This is a genomic window from Ruegeria sp. BF6, assembly GCF_056538665.1.
Window position 1 is genome coordinate 645,341 of record NZ_JBQFTN010000001.1, and the last position, 19,470, is coordinate 664,810.

General features: G+C 57.2%; 19 protein-coding genes. 7 read left to right on the top strand and 12 right to left on the bottom strand.

The annotated features are described in order from the left end of the window. Window positions 1–18: 18 nt before the first annotated feature. The 3 genes from lon to ACR0IM_RS03285 form a co-directional block, all read right to left on the bottom strand. Window positions 19–2,427: an endopeptidase La gene (lon, locus tag ACR0IM_RS03275; RefSeq protein WP_480590759.1), complete on the bottom strand. Its 2,409-nt coding sequence runs from the start codon at window positions 2,425–2,427 to the stop codon at window positions 19–21. Between the two features lie 213 nt (window positions 2,428–2,640). Then, window positions 2,641–3,771 (bottom strand): tRNA guanosine(34) transglycosylase Tgt, encoded by a 1,131-nt coding sequence (tgt, locus tag ACR0IM_RS03280; protein ID WP_480680804.1) that lies wholly within the window; start codon window positions 3,769–3,771, stop codon window positions 2,641–2,643. Window positions 3,772–3,835: 64 nt separating this feature from the next. Then, window positions 3,836–4,747 carry a nucleoside hydrolase gene (locus ACR0IM_RS03285; protein ID WP_480680805.1) on the bottom strand — a complete coding sequence of 304 codons (912 nt, stop codon included), beginning with the start codon at window positions 4,745–4,747 and terminating at the stop codon, window positions 3,836–3,838. Between the two features lie 184 nt (window positions 4,748–4,931). Here ACR0IM_RS03285 and ACR0IM_RS03290 point away from each other — a divergent pair, with 184 nt between their 5' ends. From ACR0IM_RS03290 to ACR0IM_RS03300, 3 genes are all read left to right on the top strand, one after another. Then, a complete protein-coding gene (locus ACR0IM_RS03290; RefSeq protein ID WP_480591085.1) occupies window positions 4,932–5,822 on the top strand; it encodes an SPFH domain-containing protein in 891 nt (296 codons plus the stop codon). Beyond that, window positions 5,822–6,100: an NfeD family protein gene (locus ACR0IM_RS03295; RefSeq protein WP_480640480.1), complete on the top strand. Its 279-nt coding sequence runs from the start codon at window positions 5,822–5,824 to the stop codon at window positions 6,098–6,100. Before ACR0IM_RS03290 ends, ACR0IM_RS03295 begins: the two co-directional genes overlap by 1 nt. 96 nt (window positions 6,101–6,196) lie before the next feature. Then, the gene (locus ACR0IM_RS03300; protein WP_475209640.1) at window positions 6,197–6,559 is read left to right on the top strand and encodes an SUF system Fe-S cluster assembly protein; all 363 of its coding nucleotides are present in this window, start codon (window positions 6,197–6,199) and stop codon (window positions 6,557–6,559) included. 228 nt (window positions 6,560–6,787) lie between these two features. Here the strand turns inward: ACR0IM_RS03300 and ACR0IM_RS03305 are convergent, their stop codons facing one another. Continuing rightward, a complete protein-coding gene (locus tag ACR0IM_RS03305; RefSeq protein ID WP_480680806.1) occupies window positions 6,788–7,114 on the bottom strand; it encodes a hypothetical protein in 327 nt (108 codons plus the stop codon). Between the two features lie 170 nt (window positions 7,115–7,284). On the opposite strand from ACR0IM_RS03305, the gene ACR0IM_RS03310 reads away from it, so the two are divergent. Then, complete coding sequence (locus ACR0IM_RS03310; RefSeq protein WP_480590751.1) at window positions 7,285–7,650, top strand: HesB/IscA family protein; 366 nt, start codon at window positions 7,285–7,287, stop codon at window positions 7,648–7,650. Here ACR0IM_RS03310 and ACR0IM_RS03315 read toward each other — a convergent pair. Next, window positions 7,647–8,558, bottom strand: a complete 912-nt coding sequence (locus ACR0IM_RS03315; RefSeq protein WP_480680807.1) for an isopenicillin N synthase family dioxygenase — start codon at window positions 8,556–8,558, stop codon at window positions 7,647–7,649. The two genes, ACR0IM_RS03310 and ACR0IM_RS03315, sit on opposite strands and share 4 nt — an antisense overlap. A gap of 124 nt (window positions 8,559–8,682) precedes the next feature. On the opposite strand from ACR0IM_RS03315, the gene tpiA reads away from it, so the two are divergent. Beyond that, window positions 8,683–9,432 (top strand): triose-phosphate isomerase, encoded by a 750-nt coding sequence (tpiA, locus tag ACR0IM_RS03320; RefSeq protein WP_480640483.1) that lies wholly within the window; start codon window positions 8,683–8,685, stop codon window positions 9,430–9,432. A gap of 176 nt (window positions 9,433–9,608) precedes the next feature. After that, window positions 9,609–10,424 carry an FkbM family methyltransferase gene (locus ACR0IM_RS03325; protein WP_480640484.1) on the top strand — a complete coding sequence of 272 codons (816 nt, stop codon included), beginning with the start codon at window positions 9,609–9,611 and terminating at the stop codon, window positions 10,422–10,424. A gap of 116 nt (window positions 10,425–10,540) precedes the next feature. Here the strand turns inward: ACR0IM_RS03325 and ACR0IM_RS03330 are convergent, their stop codons facing one another. From ACR0IM_RS03330 to ACR0IM_RS03355, 6 genes are all read right to left on the bottom strand, one after another. Continuing rightward, a complete protein-coding gene (locus ACR0IM_RS03330) occupies window positions 10,541–10,852 on the bottom strand; it encodes a DMT family transporter (protein WP_480590744.1) in 312 nt (103 codons plus the stop codon). Between the two features lie 287 nt (window positions 10,853–11,139). Continuing rightward, on the bottom strand, window positions 11,140–12,516 hold the full coding sequence (locus ACR0IM_RS03335; protein WP_480590742.1) for a TRAP transporter large permease: 1,377 nt from the start codon (window positions 12,514–12,516) through the stop codon (window positions 11,140–11,142). After that, entirely contained in the window at window positions 12,516–13,193 is a 678-nt protein-coding gene (locus ACR0IM_RS03340; protein WP_480640485.1) for a TRAP transporter small permease, read from the bottom strand. The genes ACR0IM_RS03335 and ACR0IM_RS03340 overlap by 1 nt, the downstream gene beginning before the upstream one ends. 115 nt (window positions 13,194–13,308) lie before the next feature. Next, complete coding sequence (locus ACR0IM_RS03345) at window positions 13,309–14,310, bottom strand: DctP family TRAP transporter solute-binding subunit (protein WP_480590738.1); 1,002 nt, start codon at window positions 14,308–14,310, stop codon at window positions 13,309–13,311. Between the two features lie 368 nt (window positions 14,311–14,678). Next, on the bottom strand, window positions 14,679–15,908 hold the full coding sequence (locus tag ACR0IM_RS03350; protein ID WP_480680809.1) for a sigma-54-dependent transcriptional regulator: 1,230 nt from the start codon (window positions 15,906–15,908) through the stop codon (window positions 14,679–14,681). After that, the gene (locus ACR0IM_RS03355; protein ID WP_480680810.1) at window positions 15,905–17,638 is read right to left on the bottom strand and encodes a sensor histidine kinase; all 1,734 of its coding nucleotides are present in this window, start codon (window positions 17,636–17,638) and stop codon (window positions 15,905–15,907) included. Before ACR0IM_RS03355 ends, ACR0IM_RS03350 begins: the two co-directional genes overlap by 4 nt. 47 nt (window positions 17,639–17,685) lie before the next feature. On the opposite strand from ACR0IM_RS03355, the gene ACR0IM_RS03360 reads away from it, so the two are divergent. Then, a complete protein-coding gene (locus ACR0IM_RS03360; protein ID WP_480680811.1) occupies window positions 17,686–18,858 on the top strand; it encodes a cytochrome P450 in 1,173 nt (390 codons plus the stop codon). Between the two features lie 6 nt (window positions 18,859–18,864). Here the strand turns inward: ACR0IM_RS03360 and ACR0IM_RS03365 are convergent, their stop codons facing one another. Further along, window positions 18,865–19,344 (bottom strand): Lrp/AsnC family transcriptional regulator, encoded by a 480-nt coding sequence (locus ACR0IM_RS03365; RefSeq protein ID WP_170324770.1) that lies wholly within the window; start codon window positions 19,342–19,344, stop codon window positions 18,865–18,867. Window positions 19,345–19,470 lie beyond the last annotated feature (126 nt).

The window sequence follows — 19,470 nt, forward strand, 5'->3', positions numbered from 1 at the left end:
CCCCCGCCTTTGATTTGTTTAATGTGCTGTTGCCGATCGCCCCGCATCTTCGGTCGCTTTGGCGGCAGCTGCCGCGGCCTCTTCCGCGGCCTCATCCCATTCAACCGGTTCCGGTTCGCGGATCAGCGCGTGTTTCAGCACTTCCGAGACATGCGTGACAGGGATGATCTTCAACCCTTCTTTCACATTGTCCGGAATCTCGGCCAGATCCTTTTCGTTTTCTTCCGGGATCAGGACGGTCTTGATGCCACCGCGAAGGGCCGCCAGCAGTTTTTCCTTCAAACCGCCGATCGGCATGGCGTTGCCGCGCAGCGAAACCTCACCGGTCATCGCGATATCCTTGCGTACCGGGATACCGGTCAGCACGGACACGATCGAGGTCACCATCGCCAGACCGGCGCTCGGGCCATCCTTGGGCGTTGCCCCATCCGGCACGTGGACGTGGATATCCAGCGTGTCGAACTTCGGTGGCTTCACCCCGATCTGAGGCGAAATCGACCGCACATAAGACGAGGCCGCATCGATGGATTCTTTCATCACATCGCCCAGCTTACCGGTGGTCTTCATCCGACCTTTACCGGGAAGTTTCAACGCCTCGATATGCAACAAATCACCGCCAACTGAGGTCCAGGCCAGGCCGGTGACAACACCAACCTGATCGTCCTGCTCGGCGAGACCGTAACGGAACTTGGGCACGCCCAGGAACTCATCCAAATTATCCGGCGTAACGGTAACCGAATCCGCCTCTTTCTTGATGATCTTGGTCAGCGATTTCCGAGCCACCTTGGCGATTTCACGCTCGAGGTTCCGCACACCCGCCTCGCGGGTGTAGGTACGGATCATCTTCTGCAGTGCCTCATCGGTCAGTTCAAATTCCTTGGCTTTCAGACCATGGTTTTTGACCTGCTTGCTGATCAGGTGCTGCTTGGCGATCTCGCTCTTTTCCTCTTCGGTGTAGCCGGCCAGCGGGATGATTTCCATCCGGTCCAACAGAGGCCCAGGCATGTTGTAGCTGTTCGACGTGGTCAGGAACATCACGTTTGACAGGTCGTATTCGACCTCAAGGTAGTGGTCCATGAACGTGTTGTTCTGTTCCGGGTCCAGCACCTCAAGCATGGCCGAAGCCGGGTCGCCACGGAAGTCCTGCCCCATCTTGTCGATTTCATCGAGCAGGATGAGCGGGTTCGTGGTTTTCGCCTTTTTCAACGCCTGAATGATCTTACCGGGCATCGAGCCGATATAGGTCCGACGGTGACCCCTGATCTCGGATTCGTCGCGCACACCACCCAGCGAGATGCGAATGAACTCGCGCCCCGTGGCTTTGGCAACCGACTTACCCAGCGAGGTCTTACCCACGCCCGGAGGGCCAACGAGGCACAAGATCGGGCCTTTCAGTTTTTTTGAACGCTGTTGAACCGCCAGATACTCGACGATTCGTTCCTTTACCTTTTCAAGGCCATAGTGATCAGCATCCAGAATCTCCTGCGCACGGCCCAGATCCTTTTTAACACGGGATTTGGTGCCCCACGGCAGCGAAAGAATCCAGTCCAGATAGTTTCGCACGACGGTCGCCTCGGCAGACATCGGACTCATGTTGCGCAGCTTTTTCAGCTCGCCCTCGACCTTTTCGCGCGCCTCTTTCGACAGCTTGGTCTCGGCGATCTTGGCTTCCAGTTCGGCAACTTCATTGCTGCCGTCCTCGCCATCGCCAAGTTCCTTCTGAATGGCCTTCATCTGCTCATTCAGATAGTATTCGCGCTGGGTTTTCTCCATCTGGGATTTGACGCGGGTCTTGATCTTTTTCTCGACCTGCAGAACCGACATTTCGCCCTGCATCAGGCCATAGACCTTCTCAAGCCGCTCGCTGACCGAGAGCGTCTCCAGCAGTTCCTGTTTTTGTTCGACCTCGATGCCCAGATGACCCGACACAAGATCGGCCAGCTTGGCCGGTTCGGCGGTTTCACCAACTGCAGTCAGGGCTTCTTCGGGGATGTTCTTACGCACTTTGGCATAGCGCTCAAACTCATCCGCGACGGTGCGCAGCAGCGCCTCAGTCGTGGTGACGTCGCCCGGAATTTCGGTCAGATATTCGGCGCGGGCTTCGAAGAAATCTTCGTTTTCGAGAAATTCAGTGATCTGCACGCGTGCCTGCCCTTCGACCAGCACCTTTACGGTGCCATCGGGCAGCTTCAGCAATTGCAGAACATTGGCCAGAACACCAGATCGGTAAATTCCTTCTTCGACCGGGTCGTCATCGCCCGGGTCAATCTGGCTGGACAGCAGAATCTGCTTGTCGTCCTGCATCACTTCTTCCAATGCGCGGACGGATTTTTCCCGACCCACGAACAACGGCACGATCATGTGTGGAAATACCACGATATCGCGCAGCGGAAGTACGGGGTATGAGGAATTCAGAGGCTCTTGCATGCTCAATCCTTATCGTTGGCAAGATGGCTCCGGTCCCTGAATAAGGCAACGCTTGGCCATCTCCTGTCTTGGACGATAAAGGTGGGGCCTCATCGCCCTTTTTCAACCTTACCGTCGTGTATCGCGGTTCAGAATGACCCGAGGTTTTCCGGACTGCAAGGTATCGCGCCGACATATCCACCGTTTTCGCACAATGGCGCTGTCGCGAAATGACTAAAGCGGCTCGATATCGCCATGTGCACGCTGCGCGTGGAACTCGGCCTGCCATGCCTCGAACTTGCCCGCGGCAATCGCGTCGCGCATACCCTGCATGATTTCCTGGAAGTAGTGCAGGTTGTGCCAGGTTAGCAGCATGCCCGAGATCATCTCGTTCGAACGGAACACATGGTGCAGATACGCGCGGGAGTAGTTCGAACAGGCCGGACAAGTGCAATGCTCGTCTAAAGGGCGCGGATCGTCAGCGTGGCGGGCGTTTTTGATGTTCACGACACCGTGGCGAGTAAACACCTGCCCTGTGCGGCCCGAGCGTGAGGGCAGAACGCAATCCATCATGTCGATGCCGCGCGCGACTGCACCGACGATGTCGTCGGGTTTGCCAACCCCCATCAGATACCGAGGTCTATCTGTCGGCAGGAAATCAGGGGCGTAATCGAGACAATCGAACATGGCCTGCTGCCCCTCGCCCACGGCCAGACCACCGACCGCATAGCCTTCAAAACCGATCTGCTTGAGCGCCGCGGCGCTTTCCTCGCGCAGATCCTGTTCCAGCCCGCCCTGCATGATGCCGAACAGTGCGTGGCCGGGGCGATCGCCGAACGCCTCACGCGAGCGATCAGCCCACCGCATCGACAAGCGCATCGACTCGGCAATGCGATCCCGGTCGGCAGGCAGGGCCGGGCATTCGTCAAAACACATGACAATGTCGGAGCCCAGAAGGCGCTGGATCTCCATCGACCTTTCCGGCGTCAGCTCGTGCTTTGAGCCGTCGACATGGGACTTAAACGTCACACCCTTTTCGGTCAGCTTTCGCAACCCGGCCAGCGACATGACCTGAAACCCGCCCGAGTCGGTCAGGATCGGGCGCTCCCAATTCATGAACTTGTGTAACCCGCCCAACCGGTCAATGCGTTCGGCCGTGGGACGCAACATCAGGTGATAGGTATTGCCCAGCAGGATATCCGCCCCTGTCGCACGCACGCTTTCGGGCATCATCGCCTTGACCGTCGCCGCAGTACCCACGGGCATGAAAGCGGGCGTTCGCACATCGCCGCGCGGCGTGTTGATAACACCGGTTCGGGCCTTGCCGTCAGTAGCTTTCAGATCAAAAGAAAAACGCTCGGTCATGGGGTTGCCTCGGGGTCGCTGAACCGGGTGGGATGTGCCCGATCCGCCCAGCCATTGCAACCCGTCAGGGCAGTGACGCGACGCGCTCGGTAAACAGATGGACGACCCCTGCCCCGTCCACATCCCGGCACACGCGGACCGCAGGGCGCGACGGATCGGGGCGCGTGGCGCCGATCTCTGGCCCTTCGGTTACCACGTTCAGACCGGTTTCGACCATTTCGAACATCGGTTCATGCGTGCAGGCGATCACCGCTGTTGAGTCGTGCAGGCCGCACCCTTCCAACCCGCCGACCTCTTTGTAGAACTTCAGATAGAACCGAGAGATATCCCGCAGAAACCCACCCATATCAGGCGACTGTCCGGCTAGCGCCTCGAAATCGGCGGTTTCATAGAGAGTTTTCAACGTCACATCCAACCCTACCAGCACGGTTTCCGGTGGCGTGGCAAAGACGATATCCGCGGCACGGGCGTCGTGATAGATGTTGGCCTCTGCATGAAGATTCACATTACCAGGGCAAAAGACCGCGCCGCCCATGATAACCAAGCGCCTTATATTGCGCGCAAACTCAGGGTCCAGTTGCATAGCCAGGGCGATATTGGTCAAAGGGCCAACCGCACAGACGACCAGTTCTCCCTTTTGCCTACGCGCTGTATCGACCAAAAACTCGGCCGCCGACATGCCGTGGTTTGCACCGATGTCAGGGATTTCAGTAATATCTCCAAAGCCTTCCGAGCCATGCACGTGATCGGACGGAGCGTGACGGCTTTGACCCAACGCGAATGCAGCACCCTCGGCCACTGGCGCGTCCAACCCCAGTTTATGCAGCAAAAAACGCGCGTTGCGGCTGGATTGATGTACATGCGTATTGCCGAAAACTGTGGTCAGCCCAATAAGGTCAATTTCGGGCGCGGCGGCGGCATAGGCAATCGCCATGGCATCGTCGATGCCGGGGTCTGTATCGATGATCAGTTTCATCCCTGCCCGATAACGCAAACACGGTGGGATGCAAAGCGGTCACAATCCGCATTTTCCACTGCTCATCTACGATTTCAGAGATTTGCATCCACGCCAGATCACCCCATACCAGAATTGAAAACGGGCGACTCAATCCCCATATGTATACTATAGTACACAATAAAAGAGGACAGATATGATAGGCATGAACGAAGAACAGATCATTGGATTGCTGACATCAAACATCATTTATGTGTTGGCGGCGGTGTTGATCGTCGTTGTCATTTTCAAGGGCATCAAGATCGTACCGCAATCCGAAAAATACGTGGTCGAGCGGTTCGGGCGTCTGCACTCGGTGCTTGGCCCGGGTATCAACTTTATCGTGCCTTTTCTTGACGTTGCCCGCCACAAGATATCCATTCTTGAACGCCAGCTGCCTAACGCAACGCAGGACGCGATTACCAAGGACAACGTTCTGGTACAGATTGACACCTCGGTGTTTTATCGCATTCTCGAACCGGAAAAGACGGTGTACCGTATTCGTGACGTTGACGGAGCGATTGCAACAACCGTTGCCGGTATCGTCCGGGCTGAAATTGGTAAGATGGATCTGGATGAAGTCCAGTCGAACCGCGCTCAGTTGATTGAACGCATCCAGGAAAGCGTAGAAACCGCCGTTGATGACTGGGGGATCGAAGTGACTCGTGCCGAGATTCTGGACGTGAACCTGGATCAGGCCACCCGCGACGCGATGCTGCAGCAGTTGAACGCCGAGCGCGCGCGTCGCGCACAGGTGACCGAAGCCGAGGGCCAGAAACGTGCGGTTGAGTTGAGCGCCGATGCGGAACTTTATGCGGCCGAACAGACCGCTAAGGCCCGCCGAATTCAGGCCGAAGCAGAAGCCTATGCTACCGGCGTGGTTGCCAAGGCCATTCAGGACAACGGTATCGAGGCCGCACAGTATCAGGTTGCCCTGAAACAGGTCGAGGCATTGAATGCATTGGGCAATGGCACCGGTTCTCAAACCATCGTTGTGCCCGCCAACGCGCTCGAGGCCTTTGGCGATGCCTTCAAGATGCTGAGAGGAGGTAAGTAATGGCCGATCCCTTCTGGCTGACCTGGTGGATCTGGCTGGCCGCGGCGCTAGCACTTGGAATCCTTGAGATCGTGTTGCCCGGATTTATCTTTCTGGGCTTTGCGATCGGGGCAGCCATCACCGGGTTGTTTCTTGTCATCCCCGGAATGACGCCCTCGCTGCCGGTTTTGCTGCTGATCTTTGCGGCATTATCCCTGATCGCATGGCTGGTTTTGCGGCGAGTTTATTCCCTGCCCCATGGTCAGGTGAAAACCTTCCGGCACGACATCAACGACTAAGACCTGCGGGCGCCCCTTAGGGGGCGTCATTGCGCCACTGGACGCTGCCACAGGCTTTCCCTATATAATTGCTCAGGAACTAGACCCGAGGCACGAATGACTCATCCGAGTGAACATCTGGAAGGCACACCACTGATTGCGCCTTCGTCCATTGAGCATCCCCTTTACGACGCAGTGGTAGAAGCCTGCCGTACGGTCTTTGATCCGGAAATCCCGGTGAATATCTACGATCTGGGTTTGATCTACACGATTGACATCACGCAGGAAAACGCGGTGAAAGTCATCATGACGCTGACCGCGCCCGGTTGTCCGGTCGCCGGCGAAATGCCCGGCTGGATCGTCGAAGCAATCGAACCCGTCGCGGGTGTCAAAGAGGTTGACGTCGAACTGACATGGGAACCACCCTGGGGCATGGAGATGATGTCGGACGAAGCGCGGCTGGAACTTGGCTTTATGTAAGCCAGGCAAAATAAACCTTTGTCGCAAAAGATTTATTTTTCTGTCACCGACTTGTCGAAATACCGTTACATGGTCCGCGAATAGTCCCGGCGTGCTGGTACATGCATCCCATAAAGTACACAGTACAGGCCGGGGGGAATTACACGTCCCCCGTAGTCCCCGGCCGGACGGCCTGAATAAGAGACCGCTCTTGCCCGAGAGCGGTCTTTTCTTATTTTAACCAAAAGGTTACTGAACACCGCACTTGGACTTGATCTCGGCGGCTCTTTCATCCAACGCTTTAACATAGTCGCCAGACAGCATGGACAATCTCTTGTTTTCGGTGCCGGTCGCCAATCCCAAAAGCGCGCCTGCAGGTGTAAGTGCGACCACGCTTTCGACCTGCTGATCCTGCGCGTGCTTCTTCTCTGCCGCAATCGCGCGCAAATCGCCTTCGGCAGTTGTGCAATTGACTGGATGTACTTTTTGCGCGGTTTCGGCCGACGCCATACCGGCGGTCACCACAAGAATTGACGCCAATGCCATGTTTTTGCAAAAAACTTTATTGTCAGCCATCTCATCTCACCTTGTCTGAAAACCCTTGGGCTCAGCTAAAGTCACCTGATTTCAAAAGGCAAGCATCATTCCTGGGATGGCAGAAAAGTTAGGTAAGCAGCGCTGCTATGTCTTGAGCCGTTGCCCTGTCAGCACTAAATTGAAGGCTACGTGCGACAACGGAGATCACAATGTTCGGCATTCCCGGCAAACAGGCCGTGACCATGACGCCCAAAGCGGCAGAGCAGATTGTCCGCCTGATGAAATCAGGTGGTCACGCCGGCCTGCGCATCGGCGTCAAGAAAGGCGGCTGTGCCGGCATGGAATACACCATGGACTATGTCGATCAAGCCGCTACGAATGACGAGGTCGTCGAACAGGACGGCGCGCGGATCATGATTGCTCCGATGGCGCAGATGTTCCTGTTCGGAACCGAGATCGACTATGAAGTCTCGTTGCTCGAGGCCGGTTTCAAATTCCGCAACCCAAACGTTGTCGACGCTTGCGGTTGCGGCGAGTCGATCAAGTTTGACGAAGGGCTGACGCCCCAATCCTAAGATGCCTGTAGGTGGACGTAGGTCTCATTGAACCGTCGGGTCAGATGCTCGCCGGCGCGAATGATCCGACCTGAGTTTGGTGGTGCCACGTTGGTGTCAAATGACGGGTTGAAAAACAGCGGCACGGACAGGCGCTCGTGCGGGCCACCAACCACACGGTGTAGAGTGGCCTTAACCCGCCCTGCGGTCCAGAACTCCAGCATTTCACCAAAATTGATGATAAAGGTCCCAGGCGCGGCCTCAACCTTTACCCAACTATGATCGGGCATTCGCACCTCAAGCCCCGAGGTCCCGTCAGTGGCCAGCAAAGTCAGGCAGCCGTAATCTGTATGCGCGCCGATGCCAAAGTCGCGATCTCCGGCCCAGTCCGGGCGCTGAGGATAGTAGTTGCCGCGCAGCAACGCCATCGGCGTATCAAACGCGGTATCAAAGCTGTTCTCTGCACGCCCCAGCGCCACCGCAATCGCGCGCAGAACCCGCATCGCAACCGCGCAGGCATCCGTGTAATAGGCCTGGATTGTTTCCTTGAACGCGGGCTGGTTATCCGGCCACAGATTCGGGGCATAGACGCCAAGCCCTGCATCGGCATAGGGACTGTTCACAGGCAACTCAAAGCCGCAATCGAACACCTCTTTTAAATCGGCGTTCGCCTCCGGGTCGACCTGCTCGGATCGCGACGCGCCCCAGCCCCGGTTGGACCCGGTCAGCGCCATATCGACCCGTTTCTTCTCGGCCTCGGGCAGATGAAAGAACCCACGATACGCGCCCAGAACCTGGCGCACGCGGTCAGCGTTCAGCCCGGTGTTCGAAACGGTCAGAAAACCTACTTCACCCATCGCGCGCAGCAGCTTGCCAAGTTCGACCGGATCGCGTTGGTCCAGTTTTGTCAGATCAAGGTTTTCGATCATACGCCCGTTCCTTTCTGCGCCCGGACACTGCCGTTTTGCGGTCTGCTCTGCAACCGGAATTGTCAGTCTGGACTGGCGGTGCTATCCGGTTCAAAGAACAACTATACTTCAGGGAGAATGGGACATGCGGCGTAAGCTGGCGGCTGGCAATTGGAAAATGAACGGAACCACGGCAGCCCTGAGCGAGTTGGAGGCTTTGGCCCGTGCATTCCCCTCTACGGCCATAGATGTGCTGATCTGCCCGCCTGCAACCTTGTTGCACCGCGCGGCCGAGACCGTGCGTGGAACGGGGATCACTGTCGGCGGGCAAGATTGCCATGCGGCGACTTCGGGCGCGCATACTGGCGATATCAGCGCAGACATGCTGGTGGACGCCGGTGCAAACGCGGTCATTCTGGGCCATTCCGAGCGCCGCGAGGATCACGACGAGCAGAACGAAGACGTTCGCGCCAAGGCCCGCGCTGCTATAGATGCCGGGCTGAAGGCGATAATCTGCGTCGGCGAAAGCCTGGAACAGCGCGAAGCCGCCAACACACTGGACATCATCGGCGGACAGATGTCGGGCTCGATCCCCGACCAGTCGACCGGCGAGAACCTGATCGTCGCTTATGAACCGATTTGGGCCATTGGAACCGGCAAAGTTCCCACGCTGAACGAAATCGGAGAGGTTCACGACTTTATCCGCACCCGTCTGGAACGGCGTTTCGGTGAAGGCGTCGGTCGCTCGGTGCGGCTACTTTACGGGGGTTCGGTCAAACCGTCCAACGCGACCGAAATCTTTGGTGTATCAAACGTGGACGGTGCACTGGTTGGCGGCGCTAGCCTGAAGGCTGCAGACTTCTCTGCAATTGTCGAGGCATTGGAGCAAGCCTGAGCGCTTCTCGTCTGATTTTATTCGGCGGGAAAAGAACTTGTTGAATTCGCTCGCCTCATCGTCAAACTCTCGCGCGAGGTAAATTACCCGGACCAGAATCAAACTCAATCTGTAGCAGTCGTGTGTCCCGGCACACCAACCAGACACCACACACTTTCGCCGATTTAAGGAACGTTATGAAAAGTAGTCAGCGTCACCCGAGCAAGATTTCGCTTCTTCAACAGCTTCGCGATGCCGAATTTCCCATCGAATGCGTGCTGGATGTTGGCATCCACTTTGGCACACATGAATTGATGGCCGCATTTCCAGAAAAGAAGCACTATCTGTTTGAGCCCATCGAAGAGCATTTCGAATCCATCGAAAAAGTCTACAGCGACGCAAACATAGATTACGAGCTCAACAAAGTCGCGGTTTCCAATTCTGACGGGACTGCGCAACTGACGGTCTCCACCGTCATGCAAGGACAAGACGTCACACATGCAAGGTTCGCGCACGGCGAAGCACCGACCGAAACGCTACGCACAGTGCCGACGCTGAAGCTTGATACCTTTGTCCTCGAACAGGCCCCGGCTGCCCCTTTCCTGTTGAAAATCGATGTCGACGGGGCCGAAGAAATGATTCTGGAAGGTGCGCAAGAAGCATTAGAGCACTGCTCGGTCCTGATCCTTGAATCTCCGCGAGAAAGAATATTCGAGCGAATGCAGCTGGCGATGGCCGCCGGTTTTGAGCTCTTGGAGATAATCGACCTGTGCTATTACAGCGGTTACCTCTTTCAAGTGGACCTTGTGTTCATCAACCCAAAATACGCGCCTGCCGACTATGTGGATGTCCTTAAAGGTGGATTTTCCATCGACAAATGGCACAACTACCAACCGACAACCAAAGAACCGTCCCCCCCGGAACGCATTGAGCCGTCTGAAACGACGCGAACAGACAGTGCCAAATCCAGGAAAAAACGAGGTTTTTCCCGCTTGTTCAGAAAACGCAAATAACACCCTTGTTGACTGAAGGTCCGGGTCTGTACTGATTTGGCTCAGACCCGCCTTCGGTATCATTGGCAGCCAATAGCCCGAACGGGCAGCAGGAATGTCTGATACAACCTGCCCGATCACGCGATCTTCATGACGATCAGGCCGGACACGATCAGGATCGCGGCACCGATACGCAATGGGGTCAGAGCCTCCCCCAGGAACATCGCGCCAACCAGAAACGCACCCACCGCGCCGATACCGGTCCAGATGACGTATGCCGTTCCAAGCGGCAACGTACGCATCGCAAGCGCCAGCAACCCGAAAGAGCCGATCATGGACACACCCATGATGGCAGTTGGCCACAACCGGGTGAAACCGGCCGATTGTTTCATGGCAACCGCCCACACAATTTCAAGCAGGCCAGCAAATAACAGGAAAATCCAAGACATCAGGACACCTCAATCCTGTTCGGGTCGTCCCGAATGATCACCCATTGTGGGGAGGTCGTCCTCTGACCCAGAGATAAGAACTCGCACACGGCGTTCAAGGGTCTAAGCGCTTTTGACTGAAAACAGTCACATACCTAAAATGTCCCGGGTACTAGCACCCCTGTGGCCGCCGCCGTGCGTTCGAAGCCGTTGGCAGGGTTCAGCACTAATTGCAGAAATATGACACCTGAACGAATTAAGCCGGGCCCTTGCACGGACCCGGCTCAATCTTGGTTTGTCGAAACCCGTTAGTTGGTCACGATTTCCGGCCCCATGAATGTGTTGGGCAGGAAGGTCGAAATCCACGGGATATACGTCACCATGATCAAGAAGACGAACAGCACGGCCAGGAACGGCAGCGCCGCCTTCACCACCTTCATCATCGGCATTCCCGCCACGCCCGACGTCACGAACAGGTTCAGTCCGACCGGAGGTGTGATCATCCCGATCTCCATGTTCACCACCATGATGATACCCAGATGGATCGGGTCGATACCCAACTCGATCGCAATCGGGAACACCAGGGGGGCCACGATCACCAGCAGGCCTGACGGTTCCATGAACTGGCCACCGATCAACAGGATCACGTTGACCACGATCAGGAAAGTCACAGGACCCAAACCCGCAGACAGCATCGCGTTGGCGATGTGCTGCGGTACCTGCTCGTCCGTCAGCACGTGCTTGAGGATCAGCGCGTTGGCGATCACGAACAGCAGCGTGACGGTCAGCTTGCCGGCTTCGAACAGCGTGTGTTTTGTGTCCGGGTGAATGAATGCAGTAATCAGCGCATAGGGTTTCTTAAGCAGCGGAACGTTTTCCGTTCCCTCTTCCGTACTAAGCGGTCCCATGTCCTTGTAGACAAAGCTTGCAATCAGGAAGGCATAGACCGCCGCAACCGCAGCAGCTTCAGTCGGTGTGAAGATACCACCGTAGATACCGCCCAGAATGATAACGATCAGGAACAGGCCCCAACCGGCTTCACGTGCCGAGGTTATGACCTCGCCCCAGCCCTTCCATTCGCCTTTTGGCAGGTTCTTGACCTTGGCCATGACATAGATGGTGATCATCAGCATCAGACCGGCCATCAGGCCCGGAATGACGCCCGCCAGGAACATGCGCCCGACCGAGACCTCAACGGCTGCCGCATAGACAACCATCACAATCGACGGCGGAATCAGAATGCCCAGCGTACCGGCGTTACAGATCACGCCAGCAGCGAATTCCTTGGAATAGCCAACCTGCCGCATACCGGCGATGACAATTGAACCGATGGCGACCACAGTCGCCGGGGACGACCCCGACAGTGCCGCGAACAGCATACAGGCAAACACGCCCGCAATCGCCAGACCACCGGGCAGATGCCCAACACAGGCAATCGAGAACCGGATGATCCGCCGCGCCACACCGCCCGTCGTCATGAAGGACGAGGCCAGAATGAAGAACGGGATCGCCAACAAGGTAAAGTGCCCTTCGAACGCTTCAAACAGCGTACCCGCGACAGATGCCAGCGAACTATCGGAATAGATCAGCAGGAACAGCGTCGAACTGAGGCCCAGAGCCACCGCAATCGGAACGCCGATCAGCAGCAGGCCAATGACCATCGAGAAAAGAAGTACTACGTCCATCAGTCATGCTCTCCTTGCTGAGCCCGGACCTCTTCGATCTCGTCCTCGACTTCGTGGCTGGCGACGATACGGTCGGTCTCACCGCGCCAGATCTGTACAGCGACCTGCGCGAAACGGATCACCAACAGCAGCATCGACAGCGGCAGAATGAAATAGGGAACAACCTTGGGCAGCTTCTCGTAGGACTCGCCGTAGTTGATCATTTCTTCCAGAAACCGCAGCGGGGCGACCATGGGGATGTCGTCAACTTCGTAGAAACTCTGGCTTCGTGCATCAAAATTAAACCCGGTCGGGAACCAGCGGCCCGAAGTGGGCGGCAGATCGGCAAACACGGCCCAATAGTCATACGCACCTTTGAGCATCAGCAGCGAAAACACCAGACAGCAGCCAACAGCTATCAGCGCCAAAATCCGGCGCGGTGCCGGGGCCAGCATGTTTAGTATGGCATCGACGCCCAGATGCGCGTGTTTCTTCACCGCATAAGACGCGCCCAGCAAAACCAGCCAGCCAAAGGTAAACACTGTCAGCTCAAGCGCCCACAGAATGTTGGAGTTAAAAACGAACCGCGCGATTACGTTGGCAAATGTCACGGCCGTCATGAGGCCTAGCAGCAACGCAATCAGGGTTTCTTCGATATGGTCGGTCAGCCCGCCTTGGCCGGGTTTCGCACCAGACATCTCATTGTCCCCGCAATTTATGTGATGAGAGTGATTTCAGGCGGGCCTTCGGGGGGCCCGCCCCACCTTCGCTCCGGTGACCATCCGGTCTTCGGACGCGCGGCTTTTTTCAGGATCAGAACCCGGCGTTGATCGCCTGAGCAGCGTCGATCTTGTCCTGACCAACGTCGTCGGCAAACTTGTCCCAAACCGGTTTCATCGCATCGACCCAAGCCTGACGCTGTTCAGGATCCAGTTCGCGAATGATACCGCCAGCATCTGTGATCGAGGCTTTGGCGGCTTCGTTCACAGAAAAGGCTTCCTTGTTCCGGGTCTCAGTGACCTCGGCCAGAATTGTCAGGAACTGTTCGCGCACTTCGGGGTCAAGGCTGTCCAGCCAGTCAACCGAGGTCACGACCAGATAGTCGATGATACCGTGATTGGTCTCGGTAATGCCGTCCTGCACCTCGAAGAACTTCTTGCCGTAGATGTTCGACCAGGTGTTTTCCTGCCCGTCTACAACGCCCTGTTGTAGTGCGCCATAAACTTCCGAGAATGCCATTTTCTGCGGGCTGCCGCCGATGGCTTCCATTTGCGCCACCAGAACATCCGAAGACTGTACGCGGAACTTCAAACCCTCTGCATCGGCAGGATCAACCAACGGTTTATTGGCCGACATCTGCTTCATGCCATTGTGCCAGAAAGCCAGCCCCTGAAGGCCGCGACGCTGCATGCTGTCTTTCATCGCCTGTCCTTCAGCCGAGGCCTGGAACGCATCCACGGCATCGATGTTCTTGAACATGAACGGAAGGTCAAACAGACGGAACTGTTTCGTGAACTTCTCAAACTTGGACAGCGACGGAGCGGCCAGTTGGACATCGCCCTGCAGCATTGCTTCCAACACCTTGTCGTCGTTGTAGAGCGTCGAGTTCGGATAGACCTCTACGCACAAGACACCGTTCATCTCTTCGTTGACACGCGCTTCCAGCAGCGATGCCGCGATACCTTTGGGGTGCTTGTCACTGTTTGTTACGTGCGCAAACTTTGCGACGATCTCACCGTCATCACAGGCGGCCATACCGGCGGTCGCAGTTACGGTGAGCGCGACTGCGGTTGCAGCCGTTGTCAGGAATTTCATCTGTTTTTCCTCCCAGACTTCCTCAATTTTCCAAAGGGCGCCGAAACAGCGCCTCGTGCCGGGAAGTGAACCGAATCAGTGGATGCGGCTCAACGATTTATTACAACTCTCGCTGTGTTCTGTTTTTTCCTTTTGTAACAATCGCATAAAAGCCGTCTCGCATCGTCACGTTTTCGGCACCATGACTCGGTGTGCGAATTTTCGCACATGCAAGAAGCTCGCTGTGCGGATTTCCGCACGCCTCCCGAATCGAGTCACAGAATCACGCGCCTGCTACATTGCGTCAGCTGCAGCCCACGCCTGTGGCCTTCCTTTTCGGACACTACTAACCGCATGAAAATGCGATCAAAGTGGCTGAAGCCCTTCGATCATCTGCGGTAGTCTTCAGGTCGAATCTGATACCGGGCCAGCTTGTCATAGAAAGTTTTGCGCGGAAGCTTCAGCGCCTTGGCGGCGTCCGAGGCCTTACCGTTATACCGCCCCAGTGCAGCAATCAGCAAAGACCGTTCCACCCGTGCCATCTGCTCGCTCAACCCAAGATCGGCGGACTGCGCAACCTCTTCCGGCATCCCAAGTACAAACCGCATGGCCGCGGACATCAGCGACCGGGCGTTCCCGGGCCAATCGCTGGTCATCAACAACGCCAGATGCTCGGACGAAATCTCGGGTTCCGCGATGCCTGCCTGTTCGGCTGCCTGCTCTACATAGTGTCGAAAGATCACCGGAATGTCTTCGGGTCGCTCAGCCAAAGACGGGATACGCACCCGCATCACGTCCAACCGATAGAAAAAGTCCGCATGAAACCGCCCCTCTGCCGACAAGGCGGCCAGATCAGCCGTTGTGCCGGCCAGTATCCGCGCGCCAATACCTTGCTCGACCGCCTCCAGCGCGGCGTATTGAGTGGCTTCGGGCATCGCAGAGATCTCGTCCAGAAACAGCGACCCTCCGGCCGCATCCTCACAGACCTGAACTAACGCATCGGGGGTCAGACCGGACGACGGCCTTTTTACAAAAGGGCCTTGTCCCTGCGGCGACATCAGATGCACAACTTCTGCCACTTTGGAAATCCCGCTGCCTGCAGGGCCGGTGACCAGAACCTCGGCCCCGGTCGGGGCTACGGCCCGCACCCGCTCTCTCAATGCTTCGGCCTGAGCGGACAATCCGAACAACAGGCGCGCGGCGGGGTCGCCGCGTTCCAACTCGTGTTTCAGCGTGCGCTGTTCCAATACCAGCTTACGCGCATCAAAAGCCCTGTTCAAAACCTCCAACAGGTCGGCTGCGGCACATGGCTTTTCGAGAAAATCGAAAGCACCCTGCCCCATTGCCCGAACCGCCATGGGAATATCCCCTTCTCCGGTCAACAGGATGACGGGCAGTTCAGGGTCAATTTCGCGGGCGTAGGTCAAAAGGTGAAAGCCATCCCGCCCGGGCATACGGATGTCCGACACGATGACACCGGGGAAATCGGCACGGATTTGATCTTTGGCGGCAACGAACGATCCCGCTGTGACCGGCGCGTAGTCGGCCAGTTCCAGCGTCTGCGCCAGTGCCTCACGCACAGCGGCGTCATCGTCAACCAATAAAACCTTGCGGGTCATGCCACCTCATCTTCACGGTAGTATTCAAGTTCAACGGTAAACATTGCACCGGTCGGCGCGTTGGAACCGCGAATATTCCCCCCGAAACTCTGGACCAGACCGTAGGAGATCGAAAGACCAAGCCCCATCCCCTCGGACGATCCTACCGCCTTGGTCGAATAGAAGGGTTCGAACAGTTTCTCGGTGTTTTCGATGCCCGGACCGATATCGCGCACCGTAACGGTCAGCCTTTCACCAGCCTCGATCGCAATGCGGATTAGGCGCTTATCCTGCTGGCTCATTGCGTCTGCAGCGTTATTGATCAGGTTCACAAAGACCTGAACCAGCCGCACCTCGCCTCCCCACGCAAAAACCGGTTTTTTTGGCGGATGCCAGTCCAAGGTCACTCCTTCAGCGCGCAGCCGCGCCTCGGTCAACTCCACAGCCGTTTCGATCACCTGCACCAGATCGACCTTGCCCATCGGCTCACTTTCGTTGCGGGCAAAGGCGCGCAGGTTCTTGATGATCCGTGCCATCCGAGCGGCCATGTCGGAAATGCGAGTCAGGTTTTCAGCGGCCTTTTCTTCACGCCCTCGGGACAGGAACGCCGCCCCGTTGTCGGCAAACTGCCGGATCGCCATCAAGGGCTGATTCAACTCATGACTGATGCCCGCGGACATCTGCCCCAAAGCACTCAGCTTGCCAGCTTGAATAAGCTCCTCCTGCGCATGCTTCAGTGCTGTTTCCGCTTCCTGCCGTTCATGAACCTCGCGGCGCAGGGCCGTGTTTGCGGCGGTCAGGGCGCGGGTACGCTGCGCGACTCGACTTTCCAGAACCGCGTTGGCTTCGGCCAATGTACGCCTGCGCTCGGTTGCGAGAAACAGCAACGCTCCGAACGCCAGACAGATCGCAGCGACGGTTGCGGCCTGCAATCCAGCAAGACGCCGGGCGGGCGCAACATCCACCAACACCTCAGCCGTCATGTCGATCACCGGCAGATCAAGCATCAGGTGCAACGCGCGGCTTGGCAGGTAGCGACCCCAGTTGAGCTTCCACAGTTCATGTGGCCCGACCCGGGTCGAGGAAAAATCGACCTTACCGCCCTCTGGCGGTGTCAGCCCCTGTTGCCCATCGGCACGGTGCCAGAACAACAGGTCAGACCTGTTCGAGATAAAGACCACACCGTCCCCATCAATAAAGAATACGGCCTCGGTGCTGCCACGCCAAGTCTGTTCCACATCCTGTACATCGGCTACTACCATCAGCGCGCCTTCGACCCGGCCTGAGGTATCAAACGCCGGGGCCGCATAGGAGTAGATCCGGTCGCCGCTGATTGGCATCAAACCATGCGCGCTGCCCAACGCCCCCTGCAATGCACGCTCAAAAGCGGGGTGCCCGGTCATGTTGTCCTGTTCGACGGGCTGCGCCGAAACCAGAACCTCTCCGGTTCGGTCCAGATACATCATGTTCACAGCCGCAGTCTTGTCCGCCACATCCAACAGTATCTCCCGGGCCGTGCTTTGCTGTTCCAGGGTTTCAAGCTTTCGAAGGGCTGGGTGCTTTGCCATCAGCACAGCCAGTTCCTGATAAACTTGCATCTGCGTGCTCAGCCGGTCAGCGGCCAGTTCAAGATCGGCCTCGGCCTTTTCGCTCAGCTGAGACAGCGCCTGCCTATAGCCATAGGACCAGACCCCGGCGGACAACAGCCCGACAGCACACAGAAATCCCAGGATCACCCAAACCCGTTGCATAGTATAGGGTCTTGCATTCAGCGCGCCGCATGGCAAGTCTGCACCGCATGAAGACGGTACTCCAATCCCCGGTAGATCCGGGTTTCTTGCAAAACCCCTACCCCTTTTATGACAAGGCTCGCGCGTATGGGGACCTTGTTTATTGGGAGGATTACCAAAAAGTCGCGGCTGTCTCACACCGGGCTGTGCAGGCTCTGCTGAAGGATCGCCGTTTCGGCCGCGAGGTCCCTGCCGAGTTGCAGCGCCCCGGCCCCGCCCATCTGGCGCCGTGGCTGAATGTCGAGGCGCATTCGTTGCTGGAAGCCGAACCGCCCCGCCACACACGCCTGCGGGCGCTGGTCATGCGGGCCTTTACATCACGCGCTATCTCTGCGCTTGAGCCGTCCATTCGCGATCTCAGTCACGACCTGATCGACCGCTTTCCGGATACCCCCTTTGACCTGCTGGGTGCCTTCTGTACGCAGGTTCCCGTGATCACAATCTGCCGCCTGTTGGGCGTGCCCGAGGAGATGTCCCCCGATCTGTTACGTTGGTCTCATGCCATGGTGGCGATGTATCAGGCCAGCCGCACGCGAGAAACCGAGGACTTCGCCGCAACCGCCGCACAGGATTTCACCGCTTTCCTATGCGACTACGTTGAAAAACGCCGCGCTGACCCTCAGGACGACCTGATCACCCGCCTGATTTCCGCTGAAGAGGATGGCGAGAAACTCTCACGCGACGAGCTTGTCGCCACCTGCATTCTGCTGCTGAACGCTGGGCATGAAGCCACTGTTCATTCGCTGGGCAACGGCGTGAAGACGGTTCTGCAATTGGGCCTCGACCCTCGGTCCTGGGAACTGCACGGTCTGGTCGAGGAAATCCTGCGCTTCGACCCTCCGCTGCATATGTTTACCCGCTATGCCTATAAGGAGGTCGAGCTATTCGGCCACAGATTCAAACGCGGCGATGAGGTTGCGCTGTTGCTAGGGGCGGCCAACCGAGACCCTTCGGTCTGGGCCGAACCGAACCGCTTTGATCCAACGCGCCCGATCGTGACCAATACCAGTTTCGGCGGCGGGCTGCATTTCTGTGTCGGTGCCCCGCTGGCACGGCTGGAAATGCGGATTGCCCTGAGGGCGCTGTTCGAACGCTACCCGAACCTGCGCCTTACAGCGGAACCGGAATACTCGAACACTTACCACTTCCACGGCCTGACCCGGTTGATGGTACAGGTCTGACTTGTTTCAGCTTTCGATCAGCGCATTCAGTGGCAGCATGGTGGTGGACTTTATCTCTTCCATCGATAGCAGTGCGGTCACGTTGTGCACACGCACTTCGGAAATCAGGGTCTGGTAGAATTCGTCATAGGCCCGCGCATTCTTGACCCGGACCTTGAGGATATAATCAATGTCCCCGGCCAGCCGGTGCGCCTCCTGCACTTCCGGTCGATCCCGCAGGGCTTTGAGGAACTTGCGTTGCCACTCTGCTTCATGTTCCGAGGTGCGGATCAGTACAAAGAAGGTTGCCTCGAAACCCAGCGCCTCGGCGTCCAGCAAAACGGTCTGCTGACCGATGACTCCGGCTCCTTTCAGCTTGCGGATTCGATTCCAGACCGGGGTCTTGGAACTGCCGACGCGGGCGGCTATTTCGTCCAGCGATTGGCTGGCATCGCGCTGTAGCTCGACCAGAATTTTCCGATCCGTGTCATCAATCCGCACCGACATTCCAATTTTTCCTTCGTTTCGAAACTCGCGTCCCAGATCAAAGCACTGACGGAACGTTTGTTCTTATTTGAGCGCCCATATGGCGTAATACCGGGAATATTTCCTATATTGCTGGTCAAGTCAAAC